The organism is Verrucosispora sioxanthis (assembly GCF_010560025.1).
Lineage (GTDB): Bacteria > Actinomycetota > Actinomycetes > Mycobacteriales > Micromonosporaceae > Micromonospora > Micromonospora palythoicola.
In genome coordinates, this window is sequence record NZ_SAIY01000002.1 from 202,068 (window position 1) to 219,025 (window position 16,958).

Annotated in this window: 12 protein-coding genes and 1 pseudogene; 2 read left to right on the plus strand and 11 right to left on the minus strand. The window is 70.7% G+C overall.

The window, feature by feature from the left end; genetic code table 11:
- Positions 1 to 45: 45 nt before the first annotated feature.
- Positions 46 to 450 (minus strand): roadblock/LC7 domain-containing protein, encoded by a 405-nt coding sequence (locus ENC19_RS06055; RefSeq protein ID WP_013731521.1) that lies wholly within the window; start codon positions 448 to 450, stop codon positions 46 to 48.
- Positions 447 to 3,910: pseudogene (locus ENC19_RS06060) on the minus strand (nitrate- and nitrite sensing domain-containing protein). The gene ENC19_RS06055 and the pseudogene ENC19_RS06060 overlap by 4 nt, the downstream one beginning before the upstream one ends.
- 540 nt (positions 3,911 to 4,450) lie before the next feature.
- Between ENC19_RS06060 and ENC19_RS29880 the strand changes: the two are divergent.
- A complete protein-coding gene (locus tag ENC19_RS29880) occupies positions 4,451 to 4,714 on the plus strand; it encodes a hypothetical protein (protein ID WP_235944508.1) in 264 nt (87 codons plus the stop codon).
- Positions 4,715 to 4,732: 18 nt separating this feature from the next.
- Here ENC19_RS29880 and ENC19_RS06070 read toward each other — a convergent pair whose 3' ends face one another.
- Positions 4,733 to 5,812, minus strand: a complete 1,080-nt coding sequence (locus ENC19_RS06070) for an adenosine deaminase (RefSeq protein WP_164446163.1) — start codon at positions 5,810 to 5,812, stop codon at positions 4,733 to 4,735.
- 144 nt (positions 5,813 to 5,956) lie between these two features.
- On the opposite strand from ENC19_RS06070, the gene ENC19_RS06075 reads away from it, so the two are divergent.
- On the plus strand, positions 5,957 to 6,826 hold the full coding sequence (locus tag ENC19_RS06075) for a putative RNA methyltransferase (RefSeq protein WP_164446164.1): 870 nt from the start codon (positions 5,957 to 5,959) through the stop codon (positions 6,824 to 6,826).
- Here ENC19_RS06075 and ENC19_RS06080 read toward each other — a convergent pair.
- The 8 genes from ENC19_RS06080 to ENC19_RS06115 all read right to left on the minus strand — a co-directional run bounded on the left by ENC19_RS06080 (position 6,823) and on the right by ENC19_RS06115 (position 16,925).
- On the minus strand, positions 6,823 to 7,503 hold the full coding sequence (locus ENC19_RS06080; protein ID WP_164446165.1) for a DUF4272 domain-containing protein: 681 nt from the start codon (positions 7,501 to 7,503) through the stop codon (positions 6,823 to 6,825). The two genes, ENC19_RS06075 and ENC19_RS06080, sit on opposite strands and share 4 nt — an antisense overlap.
- 106 nt (positions 7,504 to 7,609) lie before the next feature.
- Positions 7,610 to 8,890: a thymidine phosphorylase gene (locus ENC19_RS06085; RefSeq protein ID WP_164446166.1), complete on the minus strand. Its 1,281-nt coding sequence runs from the start codon at positions 8,888 to 8,890 to the stop codon at positions 7,610 to 7,612.
- A gap of 211 nt (positions 8,891 to 9,101) precedes the next feature.
- Positions 9,102 to 9,806, minus strand: a complete 705-nt coding sequence (locus tag ENC19_RS06090) for a cytidine deaminase (RefSeq protein ID WP_164446167.1) — start codon at positions 9,804 to 9,806, stop codon at positions 9,102 to 9,104.
- Between the two features lie 87 nt (positions 9,807 to 9,893).
- On the minus strand, positions 9,894 to 10,862 hold the full coding sequence (locus ENC19_RS06095) for an AfsR/SARP family transcriptional regulator (RefSeq protein ID WP_216592684.1): 969 nt from the start codon (positions 10,860 to 10,862) through the stop codon (positions 9,894 to 9,896).
- Between the two features lie 418 nt (positions 10,863 to 11,280).
- Positions 11,281 to 12,561, minus strand: coding sequence for an ABC transporter permease (locus tag ENC19_RS06100; RefSeq protein ID WP_164446169.1), 1,281 nt, complete (start codon positions 12,559 to 12,561; stop codon positions 11,281 to 11,283).
- 3 nt (positions 12,562 to 12,564) lie between these two features.
- Positions 12,565 to 13,893, minus strand: coding sequence for an ABC transporter permease (locus ENC19_RS06105; protein WP_164446170.1), 1,329 nt, complete (start codon positions 13,891 to 13,893; stop codon positions 12,565 to 12,567).
- 60 nt (positions 13,894 to 13,953) lie between these two features.
- The gene (locus tag ENC19_RS06110; protein ID WP_164446744.1) at positions 13,954 to 15,699 is read right to left on the minus strand and encodes an ABC transporter ATP-binding protein; all 1,746 of its coding nucleotides are present in this window, start codon (positions 15,697 to 15,699) and stop codon (positions 13,954 to 13,956) included.
- 161 nt (positions 15,700 to 15,860) lie between these two features.
- Complete coding sequence (locus tag ENC19_RS06115) at positions 15,861 to 16,925, minus strand: BMP family lipoprotein (protein WP_164446745.1); 1,065 nt, start codon at positions 16,923 to 16,925, stop codon at positions 15,861 to 15,863.
- Positions 16,926 to 16,958: the final 33 nt, after the last annotated feature.

Consider the following 16,958-nt stretch of genomic DNA (forward strand, 5'->3'; position numbering starts at 1 on the left):
ATGCAATGTTCTCGCCCCGCCTGCCCCCACCGGCCGGCGCGACGATCAGCCCATCATCCCCACAGCCGTACGCGGCTGTGGGGTCAGGGCGTCGCCCACCCGGTCGACGAGCAGGGCCATCTCGTAACCAACCTGTCCCACGTCGCAACTACGCGCGGCGAGTACCGCGAACGACGAGCCGTCGGAAATCGACATCAGGAACAGGAAGCCATTGTCCATCTCGACCACGGTCTGCAGCACGGCGCCTCCCTCGAAGCAACGGGCCGCGCCCTGGGTCAGGCTGACCAGGCCGGAGGCGATCGCCGCCAGCTGGTCCGCCCGGTCCCGCGGAAGGTCTCGGGACGACGCCAGGAGCAGGCCGTCCGCAGAGACGGCGACCGCATGCGCGACACCGGGCACCCGATCGGCGAAGTTGGCCAGCAGCCAACCGAGATCCTGCGTACTAGTCATCCTTCTTGCTCCTTCTGCCCGCTCCCGGCCACCGGGCCAGAGCCAGACTGCGAGGATTGCTGCCCGCCCGGAGTTCCCTCCGGGCCGGTCGGGTTGCTGTCCGAGGGGTGACTACGTCCCCGTTGGACACCCCGGTGGTAGGCGGAGAGCAGACCGCGTACCGATTCCGGGTTACGGCGCTGCACCGAGGTGGTGGGCTTCTCCACCGCCCCCGGTACGAGCTGTGCCATCGGCGTGCGCTTCGGCAGCCCGGTCTCGGTGGTGCCAGCCGGTGGCGCCTGGCTGGCGGCGGTGGCCGCCCGCCAGCCGTCGTCGGCCGCGGTCCGCCAGATGTTCTCCTGTGGTGTCGGGCGGTGCCCGGGCGCGCTGTCGGCAGCGCCGGGCCGAGGCCCGCCACCCGCTGCCGCGCCGTTCCCGCCGGACGCGCCCGCCCCCGTCGGAGTCTGTGCCATCGGTGCGTTACCTGTCGTCCCGGTCTGGGTCTGCTGGGCCGGCCGATTGACGACGTCGACCGTGGAGAGCTGCTGGGTCGTCGCGCCGGCCGTGGCCGACTGACGCGCGCCCGCCGACTCCTCCGGGCCCGGCCGGCGGGTACGGAACCACGCCGACTCCAGCTCCCGGAAGATCGGCAGTTCCATCGTCTCGTCGGCGTACCGCTGTCGGTTCTGGGCCTGCGGCGGCGTCGGCGTGCTCGGCTGGTGCTGCGCCGGGGCGGGACGCGCGGCCGGCGTCTGACGTTGCACCCGAGGCAGTTCGGTGGTCATGTCCAGGGCGGCGGCCAGCCGCTCGGGCACGGGCGGGGCGGCCGGCTCCCCGGCCACCGGCGGCCATGCCGGAGGAGCCGAGGACGTACCGGCGCCGGGTGCCGCCGAGACCGGCCGCTGCGGCAGCGGGTTGCCGGGCGGAGTCGAGACGGGTGAGCCGGAGACCGGGGGCGCCGAGACCGGCGGGGCCGAGTACGGCGTACCGGAGACCGGGGGCGACGACACCGGTGGCACCGGCGGAGCGGACACCGCCGGCGGGCGTACGGCCCGGCCTCCGGGCTGCTCGGCAGCTGACGCGGGATGGACGGCGGCTGACCACCCGGCTCGTCGGTGGACCGGCGCTGCGGCAGCGGGTCGATCGGGTGACCGTTCGAGGTGAGCGGGGCGAAGCCGTTGCCGTTGCCGTTGCCGTTGCCGTTGCCGCCGGTGCCGCTGGCACCGGTCAGGTCCGACCAGGCGGGCAGGTTGCCGCCGCCCACGGTGGTGGGCGTTCCGGAGCCGTTGCGGCTGGCCGGATCGAAGGGGCGACCGCCGAGGGTCACCTGGTTACCCGAGCTGCCGGGAGTACGCGCGGCGGGCGGGACCGGCGGGTGTGCGCCGTTGCCGAGCGCCGCCAGCGCACCGAACGCCGGGGTCGGTCCGGACGAGGGGCCGGCAGCGGCCGGCAGCGCGGCGGGCTGCTGCTGCCCGCGGCCGGACAGTGCCCGGGGCACCAGGACGGTCGGCGGCAGCGTGACCTCGGCGACGGTGCCCCGGTCGCTGCCTGGGCGCAGCTCGACCTTGACGCCGTGCCGGGAGGCCAGGCGGGCGACCACGACCAGACCCATCATCCGGGAGACGGCGACGTCCACCTGCGGTGGCGTGGCCAGCCGTTCGTTCAGTTCGGCCAACTGCTCGCCGCTGATGCCGATGCCTCGGTCCTCGACGTAGAGCGAGGCACGGTCGCCGACCCGGCGAGCTTCCACCAGCACCTGGGAGTCCGGCGGGGAGAAGGCGGTCGCGTTGTCGAACAGCTCGGCGACGAGGTGGACGAGATCGTTCACCGCGTGCGCGGCGACCTCGATGTCCCGGTCGATCACCCCGAACTCGATCCGGGTGTAGTGCTCGACCTCGGACTGGGCGGCCCGCAGCACGTCGATCAGGGCGGCCGGCTCGCGCTGCACGCGGGTCGAGTCGGCGCCGGCGAGGACCAGCAGGTTCTCGTCGTTGCGGCGCATCCGGGTGGCGAGGTGGTCCAGCTGGAACAGCTCCGCCAGCCGGTCCGGGTCCTCCTCGCCACGCTCCAGGCGGTCGAGGTGGCCGATCAGTCGGTCGACCAGGATCTGCGACCGACGAGCCAGGTTGACGAACATCGTCGCGACCGACGAGCGCAGCGCGGCCTGCTCGGCAGCGGTCCGGACCGCCTCCAGGTGGACCGCGTTGAACGCCTCGGTCACCTGGCCGAACTCGTCCTTGCTGCGCACCGGCAGCGGTTCGGCGATCTGGTTGGCCAGTTGGACCGGCGAGAGCTGCCCGGTGACCTGCGGGTCACGCAACCGGGCCACGGCCTGGGGCAGCCCGTACTGGGCGATGGAGAGCGCACCCTGACGCAGCTCACGCAGCGAGCGGGCCATCGACCGCGCCACCAGGAAGGCCAGGAAGATGGCCAGCAGCAGCATCGTGAGCAGCAGGCCGGTCTCCAGGAAGACGGTGCGCTGCACCTCGGAACGCAGTTCGCCGGCCTGCTCAACCACGTCGGAGTCGAACTTCGACTCGACCGAGCGGATCAGCTTGCCGTTGGCGACCAGCGCCTCGTCCCACTGCTGGGGGGTGAACGAGATGCCGGCGAGGTTCTGCGAGTTGTCGGCGTTGACCTGGCTGATGTAGATCGTGGCCTGCCGGCGGTCGCCACCGCCGATGGTCTGGGCGTGGAACTCGGCCTCCGCCTCGGTGGCCACCGCGTCGAAGCTCTGCTGCGCCTGCTGCTGGCCGGTCTCGCTGGAGATGTAGTCGGTGCGCAGGGTCGAGCTCATGCCGCCCGAGATCAGCGCGCGGTGCACGACCACCCGGCGAACGGAGAGCCACTCCTTCTCCCGCGCGACCGCGGCGGCGGCCCGCATCCGGTCGCTCAGGTCGTTGTCACCGGCCAGCTGGCTGGCGGAGTCCCTGATGGTGAGCAGCTGGTTGATCAGCTCGTCGTAGGACTGGAGCGCGTCGGTGATCCGGAACTTGCCGTTCAGCACCTGGCTGCGGGCACCCGGCAGGTCACCGAGCCCGTCGTCGATCTGCCCGAGCAGCGCGTTCAGGCTGACCGGCAGGTCGGTGAGGTCGGACCGCTGCCGCAAGTAGGGCGCCTTGTCCTGGTCGACCCGCGCCGCCACCTCGTTGTAACGGGTGGCCGCCGCCTCCTTCTGCGCCGCGGTGCTGCGCTGCGGATCCAGACCCAGCAGCAGTACGGCCGCTGTCCGCTCGTCCTGCAGGCCGTCCACCAGCTCACCGGAGTGGCTGATGAGTTCGGCCAGGTCGCCGGCGCGGTTCGCGTCGTTGAGCGCATCCAGGTGGTCGACCAGACCGCTGGTACCCACGACGACCGTGGCGATGGTCGGCACGATCATGATGAGACCGAGCTTGGACCAGATCGGCATGTCGCGGAGCCGACCTGCCGGCCGGCGTAGACGCGACAGGAGAGAACCTGCCGTCTTCGGCCGTTTGCTCACGTCACCGCCCTCGTGATTGCAGCGTCCGCGTTGCCCCCGGACAACGCCCAGCAGCCGACCCGGCGGGTCGGACCATCCGAGATTCCATCACGCCGCCACGGAAAGAGAAAGCCCAGGTTGGCCCCAGCCGGAGGTGTGATGAGATGTTGATGCAATTTGATCGCGTTCCGTCTGTTCGGAGTTACTAGTAGTAATGAGCAGCCCGCACCGAGTCGTCCTCCTGGCCGGCCCTTCCGGCTCCGGAAAGTCGTATATAGCGCAACAAACCGGGCTGCCAGTGCTCTGTTTGGACGATTTCTACAAGGACGGCGATGACCCAACGTTACCGAGACGGAACGGTCAGATCGATTGGGAGTCGCCCGATTCGTGGGACGCCGAGGCAGCGGTGGAAGTTATTGACCAATTGGTCCGGCACGGCCGGGCAGACGTGCCGGTGTACGCCATCAATGAGGATCGACGGGTGGCCACTCGGCGCTTCGAGCTGACCAGTTCGCCACTTTTCGTGGCCGAAGGGATCTTCGCCGCCGAGATCGTCGGAGAGTGCCGGCGACGCGGGCTGCTCGCCGGGGCGTACGCCCTGCGCCGGCCGCGCAGCGCGACCTTCCTCCGTCGGCTGGCCCGCGATCTCGCCGAGCAGCGCAAGGGCCCCGGGTCCTGCTGCTGCGCGGCCTGGCGCTGCTGCGCGCCGAGCCGGCGGTGCTGCGTCGGCAGACCGGGCTCGGCGCGGAGGCCGCCCGCGGACGGGACGTGCTGCGCCGGGTGGCGGGCCTGCTCGCCGCCGGTCATCCACCGCAGACCGGCTGACCCGGCCCGGACGTCCGCTCAGCCCAGCAACTTCGCGTACGCCGGCTTGATCACCTCGTCGATGATCCGTAGCCGCTCGTCGAAGGGGATGAAGGCCGACTTCATCGCGTTGATCGTGAACCACTGGAGCTCGCGCCAGCCGTAGCCGAACGCGTCCACGAGCAGCGCCATCTCCCGGGACATCGAGGTGCCGCTCATCAACCGGTTGTCGGTGTTCACGGTCACCCGGAAACGCAGATCCCGCAGCAGCCCGATCGGATGCTCCGCGATGGACGCGGCGGCGCCGGTCTGCACGTTCGACGACGGGCACAGCTCCAGCGGGATCCGCTTGTCCCGCACGTACGCGGCCAGCCGGCCGAGCTGGGGCTGCGGGCCGGGGACGATGTCGTCGACGATGCGGACCCCGTGGCCGAGGCGGTCGGCGCCACACCATTGGATCGCCTGCCAGATGGAGGGCAGCCCGAACGCCTCACCGGCGTGGATGGTGAAGTGGAAGTTCTCCCGCTGGAGGTACTCGAAGGCGTCCAGGTGACGGGTGGGCGGGAAGCCCGCCTCCGCACCGGCGATGTCGAAGCCCACCACACCGTGGTCGCGGTGCCGTACGGCCAGCTCGGCGATCTCCTGCGAACGGGCCGCGTGGCGCATCGCGGTGAGCAGCGTGCCCACCCGGATCGGCGTACCGGCCTCGGCGGCGAGCGTGCTGCCCTCCACGAAGCCGGCCAGCACCGCCTCGACCACCTCGTCGAGGGTCAGGTTCTGCTCCAGGTGCTGCTCCGGAGCGAACCGCACCTCGGCGTAGACCACCCCGTCGGCGGCCAGGTCGAGGGCGCACTCCCGAGCCACCCGGCGCAGTGCGGCACCGGTCTGCATCACGGCGACGGTGTGCGCGAAGGTTTCCAGGTAGCGCTCCAGGGAGCCCGAGTCGGCCGCCGCGACGAACCAGCGCCCCAACTCCGCCGGATCGTTGGTGGGCAGAACGTGACCGATCTCCTCGGCCAGGTCGACGATCGTGGCCGGGCGCAGGCCGCCGTCCAGATGATCGTGCAACAACGCCTTCGGCGCCCGGACGATGTCCTCGTATCCGACTACCGTGCTCATCGCCGCTCGTCCCGCTCACAACCCATGCTCCCGACCCTAGTCGCCTCGTCCGGTCGGCGACCCGCGCAGGGCGTGTGTCGCCGGCTCTCGACCACCGGGACGGCACAACCTACGCCCTAGACTCGGGCGCGTGAGACAGCCGTGATGGATTCCCGCGTCGTGGCCCGGCTGCGCTGTCCCGTCTGCCACGACCCGCTCGCCGAGGTCGTGGCCGGCGGATCCCGGTCGTTGCGTTGCCCGCGCCGGCACAGCTTCGACATCGCCCGGCAGGGCTACGTCAATCTGCTCACCGGCCGGGCACCAAACAGCGGCGACACCGCCGAGATGGTCGCCGCTCGGGCGGAATTCCTGTCCGCCGGCCACTACGACGTCATCTCCGCCGCCCTCGCCACCGCCGCCGACGCTGGCCTCGCCGACGCCGCACCCGACCCGGTCGCCGGCGCGTACCCGCTGGTGGTGGACGCGGGCGCGGGCACCGGCCGGCACCTGGCGGCGGTGCTGGCTGCCGTGCCGGAGACCGTCGGTCTCGCGCTGGACATCGCCAAACCGGCGCTACGCCGGGCCGCCCGCGCCCACCAGAGGATCACCGCCGCGCTGGCCGACACCTGGCAGCGACTCCCGCTGGCGGACGCCTCGACGGCGCTGCTGCTGAACGTCTTCGCACCCCGCAACGGCGCCGAGTTCCGTCGGGTTCTCGCCCCCGGCGGACGGCTGCTGGTGGTGACCCCGGCCGACGACCATCTCACCGAACTGGTCGCCGCGCTCGGCCTGCTCCGGGTCGACCCGGCCAAGGCGGACCGGGTGTCGGCGAGCCTGGCCGGGCACTTCACCGAGGAGTCGACGACCGTGCACCGGCAGGAGCTGACGCTGTCCCGCGCGGAGGTGGCCACCCTGGTCGGCATGGGTCCGAGCGCCTGGCACACCGACCCTGCGGAGCTGGCCGCCCGGATCGACACCCTCGGCGAGCCGGTCCGGGTGACCGTCGCGGTGCGGCTGGGGACGTACCGGCCCTAGGTGGAGAGGTCGACCTCTTCCCAGCCGGGGGGCTCGTCGTGGTACGGCCCGCGCAGGATCACCGCCCACTCCAGCGCCCACCGACGTTGACCGATCGCGTTGGCGTCCACCAACCCCGGCAGGCTCCGGTTGGCGCGGCTCACCTCCAGGTACGACCAGTCCAGGCAGTAGTGCAGGTCGAGCAGGGCCGCCGCGTCCGCCGGATGTTGCGGCGCGGCGAGGATCCGGGACCGCCACTGCCGGAAGGTCTCCCCCTCGGCGATGTGCGGCAGCCGCTCCACCAACCGGTCGTCGGCCGGCATGGTGGGATCCAGCTGCTTGGTCAGGCCGAGCACCCAGGCCAGCGAGAACAGGGCGTCGTGATGCAGCACGAAGGAGCGGTGGTCGCCCTTGGCGCCGGTGACGAATTGGAACTCCGGCGGGGTGACCATCTCCATCAGATGCGAGGCGAGCAGCCAGCTCATCGCGGCCTGGGGCGGCATGCCGAAGCACCGGGCCAGGATCAGGTGCAGCACCGCGATCCGCGCCTCGATCTCCGCCGTCGGCCGCAGCTCGATGTCATCGCCCGGTTCCCAGACCAGCGGGAACTGCGGCGGCGGCAACGGCAGCCGCAACCGGGCCAGCTCCTCCAGGCTCGCCTCACGCACCTCGCGGGGGTCGGGGGCAGGCACGATCACGGCAACATCCCTGTCTGATAACGACGTCTCGGCGCCGACGGTCCCCCCTGGCCTGCGACAATAGCGGTCCTCACGCTCCGACACCATGGCCGGGGCCCGGGTTTCGTCACTCGACGCGTTCGATCACCAACGGCGCCGCGGCCGGTGGTCGAGCGGCGACGGTCACCGCCCGCGCGGCCTCCGCCAGCGCCGCCGGAATCAGCTCCGACCGCTCGGCCCGCAGCTCGTAGAGGGGGTCACCGGCTCGCACCGGGTCGCCGGGGCGCTTGTGCAGCAGCACCCCGGCCGGCACGCTCACCGGGTCCTCCTTGCGCGCCCGACCCGCGCCCAGCCGCCAGGCGGCCACCCCCATGGCGTACGCGTCGACCGCCGCGACGTGACCGTCCGTGTCGGCGCGGACCACCTCGACCTCGGTCGCCTCGGGCATCGGGGCGTCCGGGTCCCCGCCCTGCGCCCGGATCATCGACCGCCAGACGTCCATCGCCCGCCCGTCTGCAAGGGCGGCGGCAGGGTCGACGTCCGGCAGTCCGGCCGCGTCGAGCATCTCCCGGGCCAGCGCCAGGGTCAGTTCCACCACGTCGGCAGGCCCGCCACCGGCGAGCACCTCCACCGACTCGGTCACCTCGATGCCGTTGCCGATCGCCCGGCCGAGCGGGGTGGACATGTCGGTGAGCAGGGCGACGGTCTTCACCCCGTGCGCGCCACCCAGCTCCACCATGGTCCGGGCCAACTCCCGGGCGTCGTCGACCGACTTCATGAACGCGCCGGAGCCCACCTTGACGTCGAGCACCAACGCCCCGGTTCCCTCGGCGATCTTCTTGCTCATGATCGAGCTGGCGATCAGCGGGATGGCCTCGACGGTGCCGGTCACGTCACGCAACGCGTACAGCTTGCGGTCGGCCGGAGCGAGCCCGGAGCCGGCCGCGCAGATCACCGCGCCGATGTCCCGCAGTTGGGCGGTGAACTCCTCGTTGCTCAGCGCCGCACGCCAGCCCGGGATCGACTCCAGCTTGTCCAGCGTGCCGCCGGTGTGTCCGAGACCGCGCCCGGACAGCTGGGGAACCGCGGCTCCGCAGGCGGCCACCAGCGGGGTTAGCGGCAGAGTGATCTTGTCGCCGACCCCGCCAGTCGAGTGCTTGTCGACGGTCGGTCGCGCCACCGAGGAGAGGTCGAGCCGCTCGCCACTGGCGATCATCGCGGCCGTCCAACGGGCGATCTCCGGGCCGGTCATCCCGTTCAGCAGAATCGCCATGGCCAGCGCGGACATCTGCTCGTCGGCCACCACCCCCCGGGTGTACGCGTCCACCACCCAGTCGATCTGCCCGTCCGACAACACCCCCCCGTCCCGCTTGACCCGAATAACGTCAACAGCCGCAAACCCACTCATCAGACAATCTTTCCTAGTCGTCCAGCGATACAGACTCACGCACCGCGCCCCACCGGGAGACGAAGCATGCCGTCACCGTCGCGCGTCCGGCGACCACGACGGGCCGGGGCCGACCGTGCCCGGCGGAGGGATCAAGCCTGACCGCCCGGAGCCGGGCACGGTCGGCCCCGGCCCCAAGCGCAACCGAGTCCAACCGCAACCGACCACAAGATCAACCCCAGCGAACCGGAATCTCCGTAGGCGGCTCACCCTCACCGGCCCAGAAGATCGTGCCGGACGCGTCGACCACCACCACCCGGGGCGTACGCGCCAGCCCCCAACCGATCGCCTCCGCCGGGTCGTCCCAGCTCGGGCCCTCCTCCAGCACCCCGGTCTCGGCGCCCGCGTCGTCTCCGGCCGAGCGTTCCCAGTAGGCCGTCCAGACCTGCTGACCGGCGGAGAGGTCCGGGTGCACGAAGACGGTGCCCCGTCCGCGCCAGGCAGCCAGCCGGTCGGGTACCACCGGCACCGGCCGCTCCCCGGTGACCGCCTCGATGTCGGCCACGTCGAAGGCGTGCGGCAGCAGTTCGGCCATCCGCAGCGGCCCGCCCCTGGCCTCGACGAGACATTCCGGCCCGCCCTGTTCCCACAACAACTGCCGGCAGCGCCCGCAGGGCATCAGCGGCTCGCCGGTCGCATCGACGCAGGACAGCGCGACGATCCGGCCGCCGCCCGTCGCGTGCAGCGAGGAGACCACTCCGCACTCGGCGCAGAGCACCACGCCGTACGCGGCGTTCTCGACGTTGCAGCCGACCACGACCCGGCCGTCGTCGACGAGCGCCGCGGCACCGACAGGAAACTTCGAGTACGGCACGTACGCGTGCCGCATCACCTCGGTCGCGGCGGCCCGCAGCCGCTCCCAGTCGATCTCACTCATCCCGACATTCTGCCGTAGCCTGCTGACCAGCACAGACGCGGCACCACCAACGACGGCCGGATCCTCGACACAGCGTCAGGCCGGGCGTCACGACGCCCGTTCAGCAGTGCCGCGCCCGCCACCCGCGCGGCGTGGCCCGTCATGGTCGAGCGTGTCGGCAACCATCGGTCGAGGCGCGACGATCGCGCCGACGGGTGGATGCGGGCTCCTCGAACCGGTGAGCAACTCGGCGACGACCTTCAGTTGGTCAAGCGCGGAACGCAGGAGGTGCAGCGCCTCGGCGGTCACGGTCAGGTCACCGGAACGCGAGTCGGCACCCTCGTGGGAGGCGAGCAGTCCACGGTGCACCCGCTCCACGAATGCCCCCGTCTCGATGCCCAGCTCCGCCCGCAGCCGTGACTGCAGGCTCTGCAGAACATGTAGCGCCTCTGCGGTACGACCCATGTGGTGCATCGCGAGGGCGAGCTGGCCGTGCAGATTCTCGTGGTACGGATATCGGGTGACCCATCCGGAAAACTCCACCACGACGCCGGCGTTGTTGCCACGGGCGAGCTCGACCTGGCCGTATTTCTCGACCAACCCCATCCGCAGTTCCTCAAGGCGTGTCGCCGCAGGCGCGAGGGCGTCCGAGCCCACGTCCTCCAGGGCTTCCCCAGACCACAGATCAAGCGCTCTCCGCGCGGTATGCGATGCCTCTTTCAGGTCCCCTCGTCGGGCACGCACCTGGACGTCCGTACACAGCCGCCGGAAACGCACCGCGTCGATCTGCTCGACCGGCAGCTCCAGAAAATAGCTGGAGGACATCCGGGTCAGCTCCGCCTCGACCGCCATTTCCGACAGACATCTTCGGAGTGCCCCTACGCAGTTCTGTACCTGTTGGACAGCAGTTGTTGGCGGATCTTCACCCCAGATCACTTCCACGAGTTGCGAGGTGGAAACAGGACGGTTGGGATCGACCAACATGGCCGCCAGTATTTTTCGCTGGCGATGCGCGGAAATCGAACGGAATCTGCCGTTCGAACGCACAGACACTGGTCCCAAGATTTTGAAATCCATACACTCCCCCGTGAGCCAGACCTCGCCCCCATCCTGCGCGTACGCTGATGGCGCGTCAAGACCGCAGTCCGCGCTGACAGGCACCCCGGCGGCCGCCCGTCACAACCGGTAACCGGAAAGGCAATCACCGAGAGCCATTCGTGGCCGCAAATGCAGCCGGGGAACCTCGCGGCACGGCGTTGCGCCGCAGTCCGACGGCCTGAAGACCCCGACGGCAGCTACGGACCGCTGAGTTCGGCGAGGCGACACGGAGTCACGGCGGCGAGTGTCGTCGCTGCCAGTTGCCCCCGGGCCACCCGGCATGATGTCGCTCACGACTGCCCCAGCCGGACGGATCCCGGGCCGGACGAGTTGCCAGGGCCGGCGGCGACCCGGGATCCGTGACAGGCGTCGCGAAGGAGGCTGACCCGAGCCCCGGTCAGCCCTTGATGTACGGCTTGCCGTCGGCGGCCGGTGCCCGAACCCGGCCGACCAGCCCGGCCACGGCCAGAATCGTCGCCAGGTAGGGCAGCATGGCCAGGAACTGGCCAGGAATCACACTGTTGATCGCGCCGAGGTAGGTGGCCAACTGGTCGGCGAAGCCGAAGAAGAGCGCGGCGAGCAGCGCACCGGTCGGGCTCCACCGGCCGAAGATCAGTGCCGCCAGGGCGATGAAGCCCTTGCCACCGATCATGTTCTTGGTGAACGAGAAGAGCGCCAGCGTGTAGGAGGCGCCACCGATGCCGGCGACGGCACCGGCCATGATCACGTTGCGGTAGCGCAGGCCCAGCACCCGCACCCCCAGGGTGTCGGCCGCCGTCGGGTGCTCACCGACCGAGCGGGTCCGCAGGCCCCACCGGGTACGGAACAGCGCGATGTGGATCACGAGCACCAGGAGCAGGGCCAGGTAGAGGAAGATGTTGCCTCGGAACAGCGCCGGCCCGAGCAGCGGGATGTCCGACAGCAGCGGGATCTCCCAGTTGCTGAAGCGCGGTGCGCTGTTGTAGCGGGCAGCGTCGGTCTGCATCAGCCGCTCGTAGAGGAAGCCGGTGATGCCGACCGCCAGCAGGTTCAGCACGATGCCCATGACCACCTGGTCGACCAGGTAGCGGATGCTGAACACGGCGAGCAGCAGCGAGATGAGTGAGCCACCGATGGCGGCGGCGAGCAGACCCACCCAGACGTTGCCGGAGATGCTGCCGAAGAGCGCGCCGCTGAAGGCGCCCATCAGCAGTTGCCCCTCGATGGCGACGTTCACCACGCCGGAGCGCTCGCACAACACACCGGCCAGCGAGCCGAAGATCAGCGGCAGGGCGAGCAGGAAGGTACCCCGCACGATGTTGACCAGCGGCATGAAGTTCTGCCCGGTCGGCGCGGCGGAGACCTGCCAGCACAGGAACGACAGCACGAACGCGACCAGGCCGACGGCGAGCACCGGCACGAACCAGCGTTTCGGCAGGCCGGCGAGCATCGAGCCGCCGGCGGCGAGCGCGATCAGGCCGAAGACGATCGCACCGACGGTGCCCTTGACCTCCAGCGCGGCGCCCGCGGCGTCCTCGCTGAGCGTGAAGCGGGCCTGCTCGCCGGTGGCGAGCGCACCGAACAAGACGGCGGCCAGCAGGCCGAGGGCCAGCAGCACCAGCCCGACCTTGCGGTTACGGGTCCAGAAGCCCTCGTCGACCGCCGCGACCGCGACGTCGGGAACAGCCGTGGTGGACATGCCTCACCAGCCCTTCGCGAGGCTCGTCTGCAACCGGGCGGTGCGCGCGGCCCGGAGCTGGAAGATCGCCTTTACCAGTGCCGGCGCGGCGATGAAGATGACGATCAGGGCCTGGAGGACGGTGACCAACTCCAGTGAGATCCCCGAGTACGACTGCATCCGGTTGCCGCCGGCCTGCAACGCACCGAACAGCAGCGCGGCCAGCGCCACCCCCCACGGTTTCACCCGGCCGAGCAGGGCGACCAGGATGCCGTCGAAGCCGATCTGGGCCACCACCAGCGGGGTCAGGGCCGCGGCGGTGGTGCCGAGCACCATCTGCGAGCCGCCGAGACCGGCCAGCGCCCCGGCGAAGACCATGACCAGGACGTACGTCCGGGTGACGCTGATACCGGCGGTGCGGGCGGCGTCCGGGTTGGCGCCCACCGCCCGCAGCTCGAAGCCGAGCGTGGAGCGGTTGAGCAGCCAGGCGACGGCCCAGGTGGCCAGCACGGCCAGGATGATGCCGGCGTGGGCGCGTAGTCCGTCGCCGAAGAGTCGAGGCAGTTGGGCGGAGGCGTCCACCGGCCGGCTGATCGCGTCGGTGCGGCTCGGGTCCTGCACCCCGTTCTGCACGATCAGCCAGGTGAGGAAGTAGACCGCGATGTAGTTGAGCATGATCGTGTTGATCACCTCGTGGGCGCCGGTCCGCGCCTTCAGGATGCCCGGGATGAAACCCCAGATCGCCCCGCCGAGCGCACCGGCCAGGACGGCGACCAGCAGGTGCAGGCCGGGCGGCAGCGGCAGCAGGAAGCCGGCCAGCGCGGCCAGGATGATACCCATCGTCGCCTGACCCTGCGCACCGATGTTGAACAGGCCGCCACGGAAGGCCAGCGCCACCGACAGACCGGTGAAGACCAGCGGTGCCGTGTAGGTGAGCGTCTCCGAGATCGGGCTCAACGCCGCGTTGACGGTGGTCGCGGCCGGATCGAAGACCGACCCCTTGAACAGGTTCGCGTACGCCTCACTGACCAGCGTCCAACTGGCGTTTATCGCGTCCGACGGGCGGGCGGTGATGTAGCCGTAGGTGGCCAGCACCTCCGGATCGGAGATGATCATCAGGACGGCGCCCACGACCATCGCCAGGACCAGCGAGAGCAGGGTCACGGTGAAGGTGTTGGCGGCCCAGAGATTCTCCAGGAAGAGCCGCCCCAGCGTGGGGCGCGGCCCGGGCCCGCCGGGGGTGGTGGCCGCCTCGGCGCGTTCGGTGTTGCCGAGCGCGGTCCGGCCGGCCTGCTCCTCACTCGCCGGTTCCTTGTCCGGGGATCCCGGCTGCGCCGAGTTCGGGTCACTCATGGCGGGACTCCGCTTCGCTCCGTGCCGCCACGAGGCCGCCGTGCCTGGTGTTTCGCTCGCTCATCGGTTCTTCTCGTCCTCGCTGCCGGGGCCCTCGGCGGCCGGCGCCACGCCGTCGGTGGTGGCCGCGACGTCGCGATCGGTGGTCGCCGGAGTGCCCGTACCGGAAACCGCGTCCGCATCGGTGGTGGCGGCCGGGTCCGAGTCGACGGTCGCCGTCGGTCCGGCCTCGGCGGCGGACCCGACGTCGGGGGAGCCACCCTGCTGGTCCGGGGTGATGCCGGCCATCAGCAGGCCGATCTCCTCGCGGGGAGTGTCCGGGCCGACCACGCCGATGATCCGTCCGCGGTACATCACCGCGATCCGGTCGGCCAGCCCGATCACCTCGTCGAGTTCGCTGGAGACCACCAGCACGGCGGTGCCGGCGTCGCGTTCGTGGACGACCCGGCTGTGGATGAACTCGATCGAGCCGACGTCCACCCCCCGGGTGGGCTGGGCGGCGATGAACAGCTTCAGCGGCCGGGACAGCTCCCGAGCCACGATCACTTTCTGCTGGTTACCGCCGGAAAGGGTGCCGACCGGCGCCTCTGCCGACGAGGTGCGTACGTCGAACTGCTCGATCCGTTCCCGCGCGGCCCTGCCGATCTCGTCCGGCCGCAGCGACAGCCCCCGGCCGAAGGGTGGCCGGTCGTACACGTCCAGCACCAGGTTCTCCGCGACGGTGAACTCCTTGACCAGACCGTCGACGCTGCGGTCCTCCGGCACGTAGCCGACGCCCGCCCGGAGCACCTTCTTGGTCGACCAGCCGTCGATCCGCTGCCCGTCGAGGGTGATCGTGCCGGCGAGCACCGGGCGCAGGCCCATGATCGCCTCGATCAGTTCGGTCTGTCCGTTGCCCTGCACACCCGCGACGCCGAGCACCTCGCCCGCGCGTACGGTCAGGTCGACGCCGTCCACCGCCCGCACCTGACGGTCGTCGTCGACGACCAGGTTGGCGAGTTCCAGGACCGGCTCGCCCGGGGTGGCCGGAGCCTTGTCCACGGTGAGCCGGACGGTACGGCCGACCATCAGCGCGGCCAGCTCGTCCCGGCTGGCCTCGGGCGAGGCGGTGCCCACGGTCTTGCCGCGCCGGATCACCGTGATCCGGTCGGCGATCGCCTTGACCTCGCCGAGCTTGTGGGTGATGAAGACGATCGACTTGCCGGCGGCCTTGAGCGACCGCATCACCGTCAGCAGTTCCTCGGTCTCCTGTGGGGTGAGCACGGCGGTGGGCTCGTCCAGGATGAGCAGGTCGACGTCCCGGGTGAGCGCCTTGACGATCTCCACCCGCTGCTGGATGCCGACCGGCAGATCCTCGATCACCGCGTCCGGGTCGACCCGCAGGTTGTACCGCTCGGAGACCTCGGCGACCTCGCGCCGGGCACGGCGCCGGTCCAGGAACCCGGCGATCCCGCCACGCACCTGCTCGGCGCCGAGCATGATGTTCTCGGTGACGGTGAAGACGGGCACCAGCATGAAGTGCTGGTGCACCATGCCGATGCCGGCCGCGATGGCGTCGGAGGGGCCGCGCAGCTTCAGTGGCTTGCCGTCGACCAGGATCTCACCCTCGTCGGGCTGGTAGAGCCCGTACAGCACGTTCATCAGGGTCGACTTGCCCGCGCCGTTCTCGCCGAGCAGGGCGTGGATCTCTCCAGGCTCCACCGTCAGGTCGATGTGGTCGTTGGCGACCAGATCACCGAACCGCTTGGTGATGCCGCGCAGTTCGAGTCTCAGCGCAACCTCCTGGAGTGCGAAGCGATGGTGCAGCGTAGCTGCTGGCGAGCGGGCGCGGCGTCGGCCGGACCGGTGGCGCGGACCGGCCGCTGCGGCACGACGGGTTTCCCCCGCGCCGCAGCGGCCGGATCAGGTGTGCTCTGCTCCGCCGGCCGCCCCTGGTGATCGTCTCACCGGGGGCGGCCGGCGACGGGTCACTTCGGCTGCGCGGCCGACTCGACCTTGACGGTGCCGGCGGCGATGTCCGCCTTCAACTTGTCGACCTCGGCCTTCAGCTCGGCCGGGACCTTGTCGTCGAACTCGTGGTACGGGGCCAGCGAGACGCCGTCGTTGGCCAGGGTGCCGATGAAGCCCGGGTCCGCCTGGAGCTGCTCGCCACCGGCGGCCTTGAGCACGGCCTCCTTGACCGCGCCCGGGATGTTCTTCACCACGGTGGTGATGATCGCCGGGCAGTTCGGGGTGCTCTCGCAGCCGTCGACGTCCACCCAGATGGTGTTGTACTTCCCGCCGGAGGCCTGGGCCGCGCCGGTGGTGCCGAGGCCGGCGCCGCCGGCCACCGGCATGATGATGTCCGCGCCCTGGGCGACCAGCGCGTCGCTGACCTTCTTGCCCTCGTCCTGCTTGACGAAGTCGTTGGTGAAGGAGCCGTTCTGGGTCTCCTTGTTCCACCCGAGGACCTGGACGTTCTTGCCCTTGGCCTCGTTGTAGTAGGCGACCCCGTCGGCGTAGCCGTCCATGAAGATGGTCACCGGCGGAATCTTCAGGCCGCCGTAGGTGCCCACCTTGCCGCTCTCGCTCATGCCGGCGGCGACGTAGCCGGCGAGGAAGGCGGCCTGGGCGGTGTCGAACTGCATCGGGTAGACGTTGGCGACCGCCGGGTCGGCGTCGACGATGCCGAACTGCTGGTCCGGGTTCGCCTCGGCGATCTTCTTGGTCGCGTCGCCCATCAGGCCACCGACGGCCAGGATGAAGTCGCAGTCCTGGTTGACGTACTGGGTGAGGTTCGGCTCGTAGTCCGCCTCGGCCTTGGACGCGACGTACTTGATCTCGATGTTGTCGTTCTCCGCCTTGGCGTCCTCCAGGCCCTGCCAGGCCGAGGCGTTGAACGACTTGTCGTCGATGCCGCCGACGTCGGTGACCATACAGGCGCTGTACGCCTCGCCGCCGGAGCCGGCGTTGTTGTCCTCATCCGGAGCCTCGCCACAGGCGGCGGCGCTCAGTACGAGCCCACCCGCCGCGATGATCGAGGCGATCCGCATCCCACGCACCGAGCGCAAGACGTCTCCTTCCCA

Excerpts from the sequence above, each read along its gene's own strand:
- ENC19_RS06085 (WP_164446166.1), bottom strand. The coding sequence starts at position 8,890 with ATGAGTGGGTTTGCGGCTGTTGACGTTATTCGGGTCAAGCGGGACGGG.
- ENC19_RS06075 (WP_164446164.1), top strand. The coding sequence starts at position 5,957 with ATGGATTCCCGCGTCGTGGCCCGGCTGCGCTGTCCCGTCTGCCACGAC.
- ENC19_RS06105 (WP_164446170.1), bottom strand. The coding sequence starts at position 13,893 with ATGAGTGACCCGAACTCGGCGCAGCCGGGATCCCCGGACAAGGAACCG.
- ENC19_RS06095 (WP_216592684.1), bottom strand. The coding sequence starts at position 10,862 with ATGGATTTCAAAATCTTGGGACCAGTGTCTGTGCGTTCGAACGGCAGA.
- ENC19_RS06100 (WP_164446169.1), bottom strand. The coding sequence starts at position 12,561 with ATGTCCACCACGGCTGTTCCCGACGTCGCGGTCGCGGCGGTCGACGAG.
- ENC19_RS06090 (WP_164446167.1), bottom strand. The coding sequence starts at position 9,806 with ATGAGTGAGATCGACTGGGAGCGGCTGCGGGCCGCCGCGACCGAGGTG.
- ENC19_RS06070 (WP_164446163.1), bottom strand. The coding sequence starts at position 5,812 with ATGAGCACGGTAGTCGGATACGAGGACATCGTCCGGGCGCCGAAGGCG.
- ENC19_RS06055 (WP_013731521.1), bottom strand. The coding sequence starts at position 450 with ATGACTAGTACGCAGGATCTCGGTTGGCTGCTGGCCAACTTCGCCGAT.
- ENC19_RS06115 (WP_164446745.1), bottom strand. The coding sequence starts at position 16,925 with ATGCGGATCGCCTCGATCATCGCGGCGGGTGGGCTCGTACTGAGCGCC.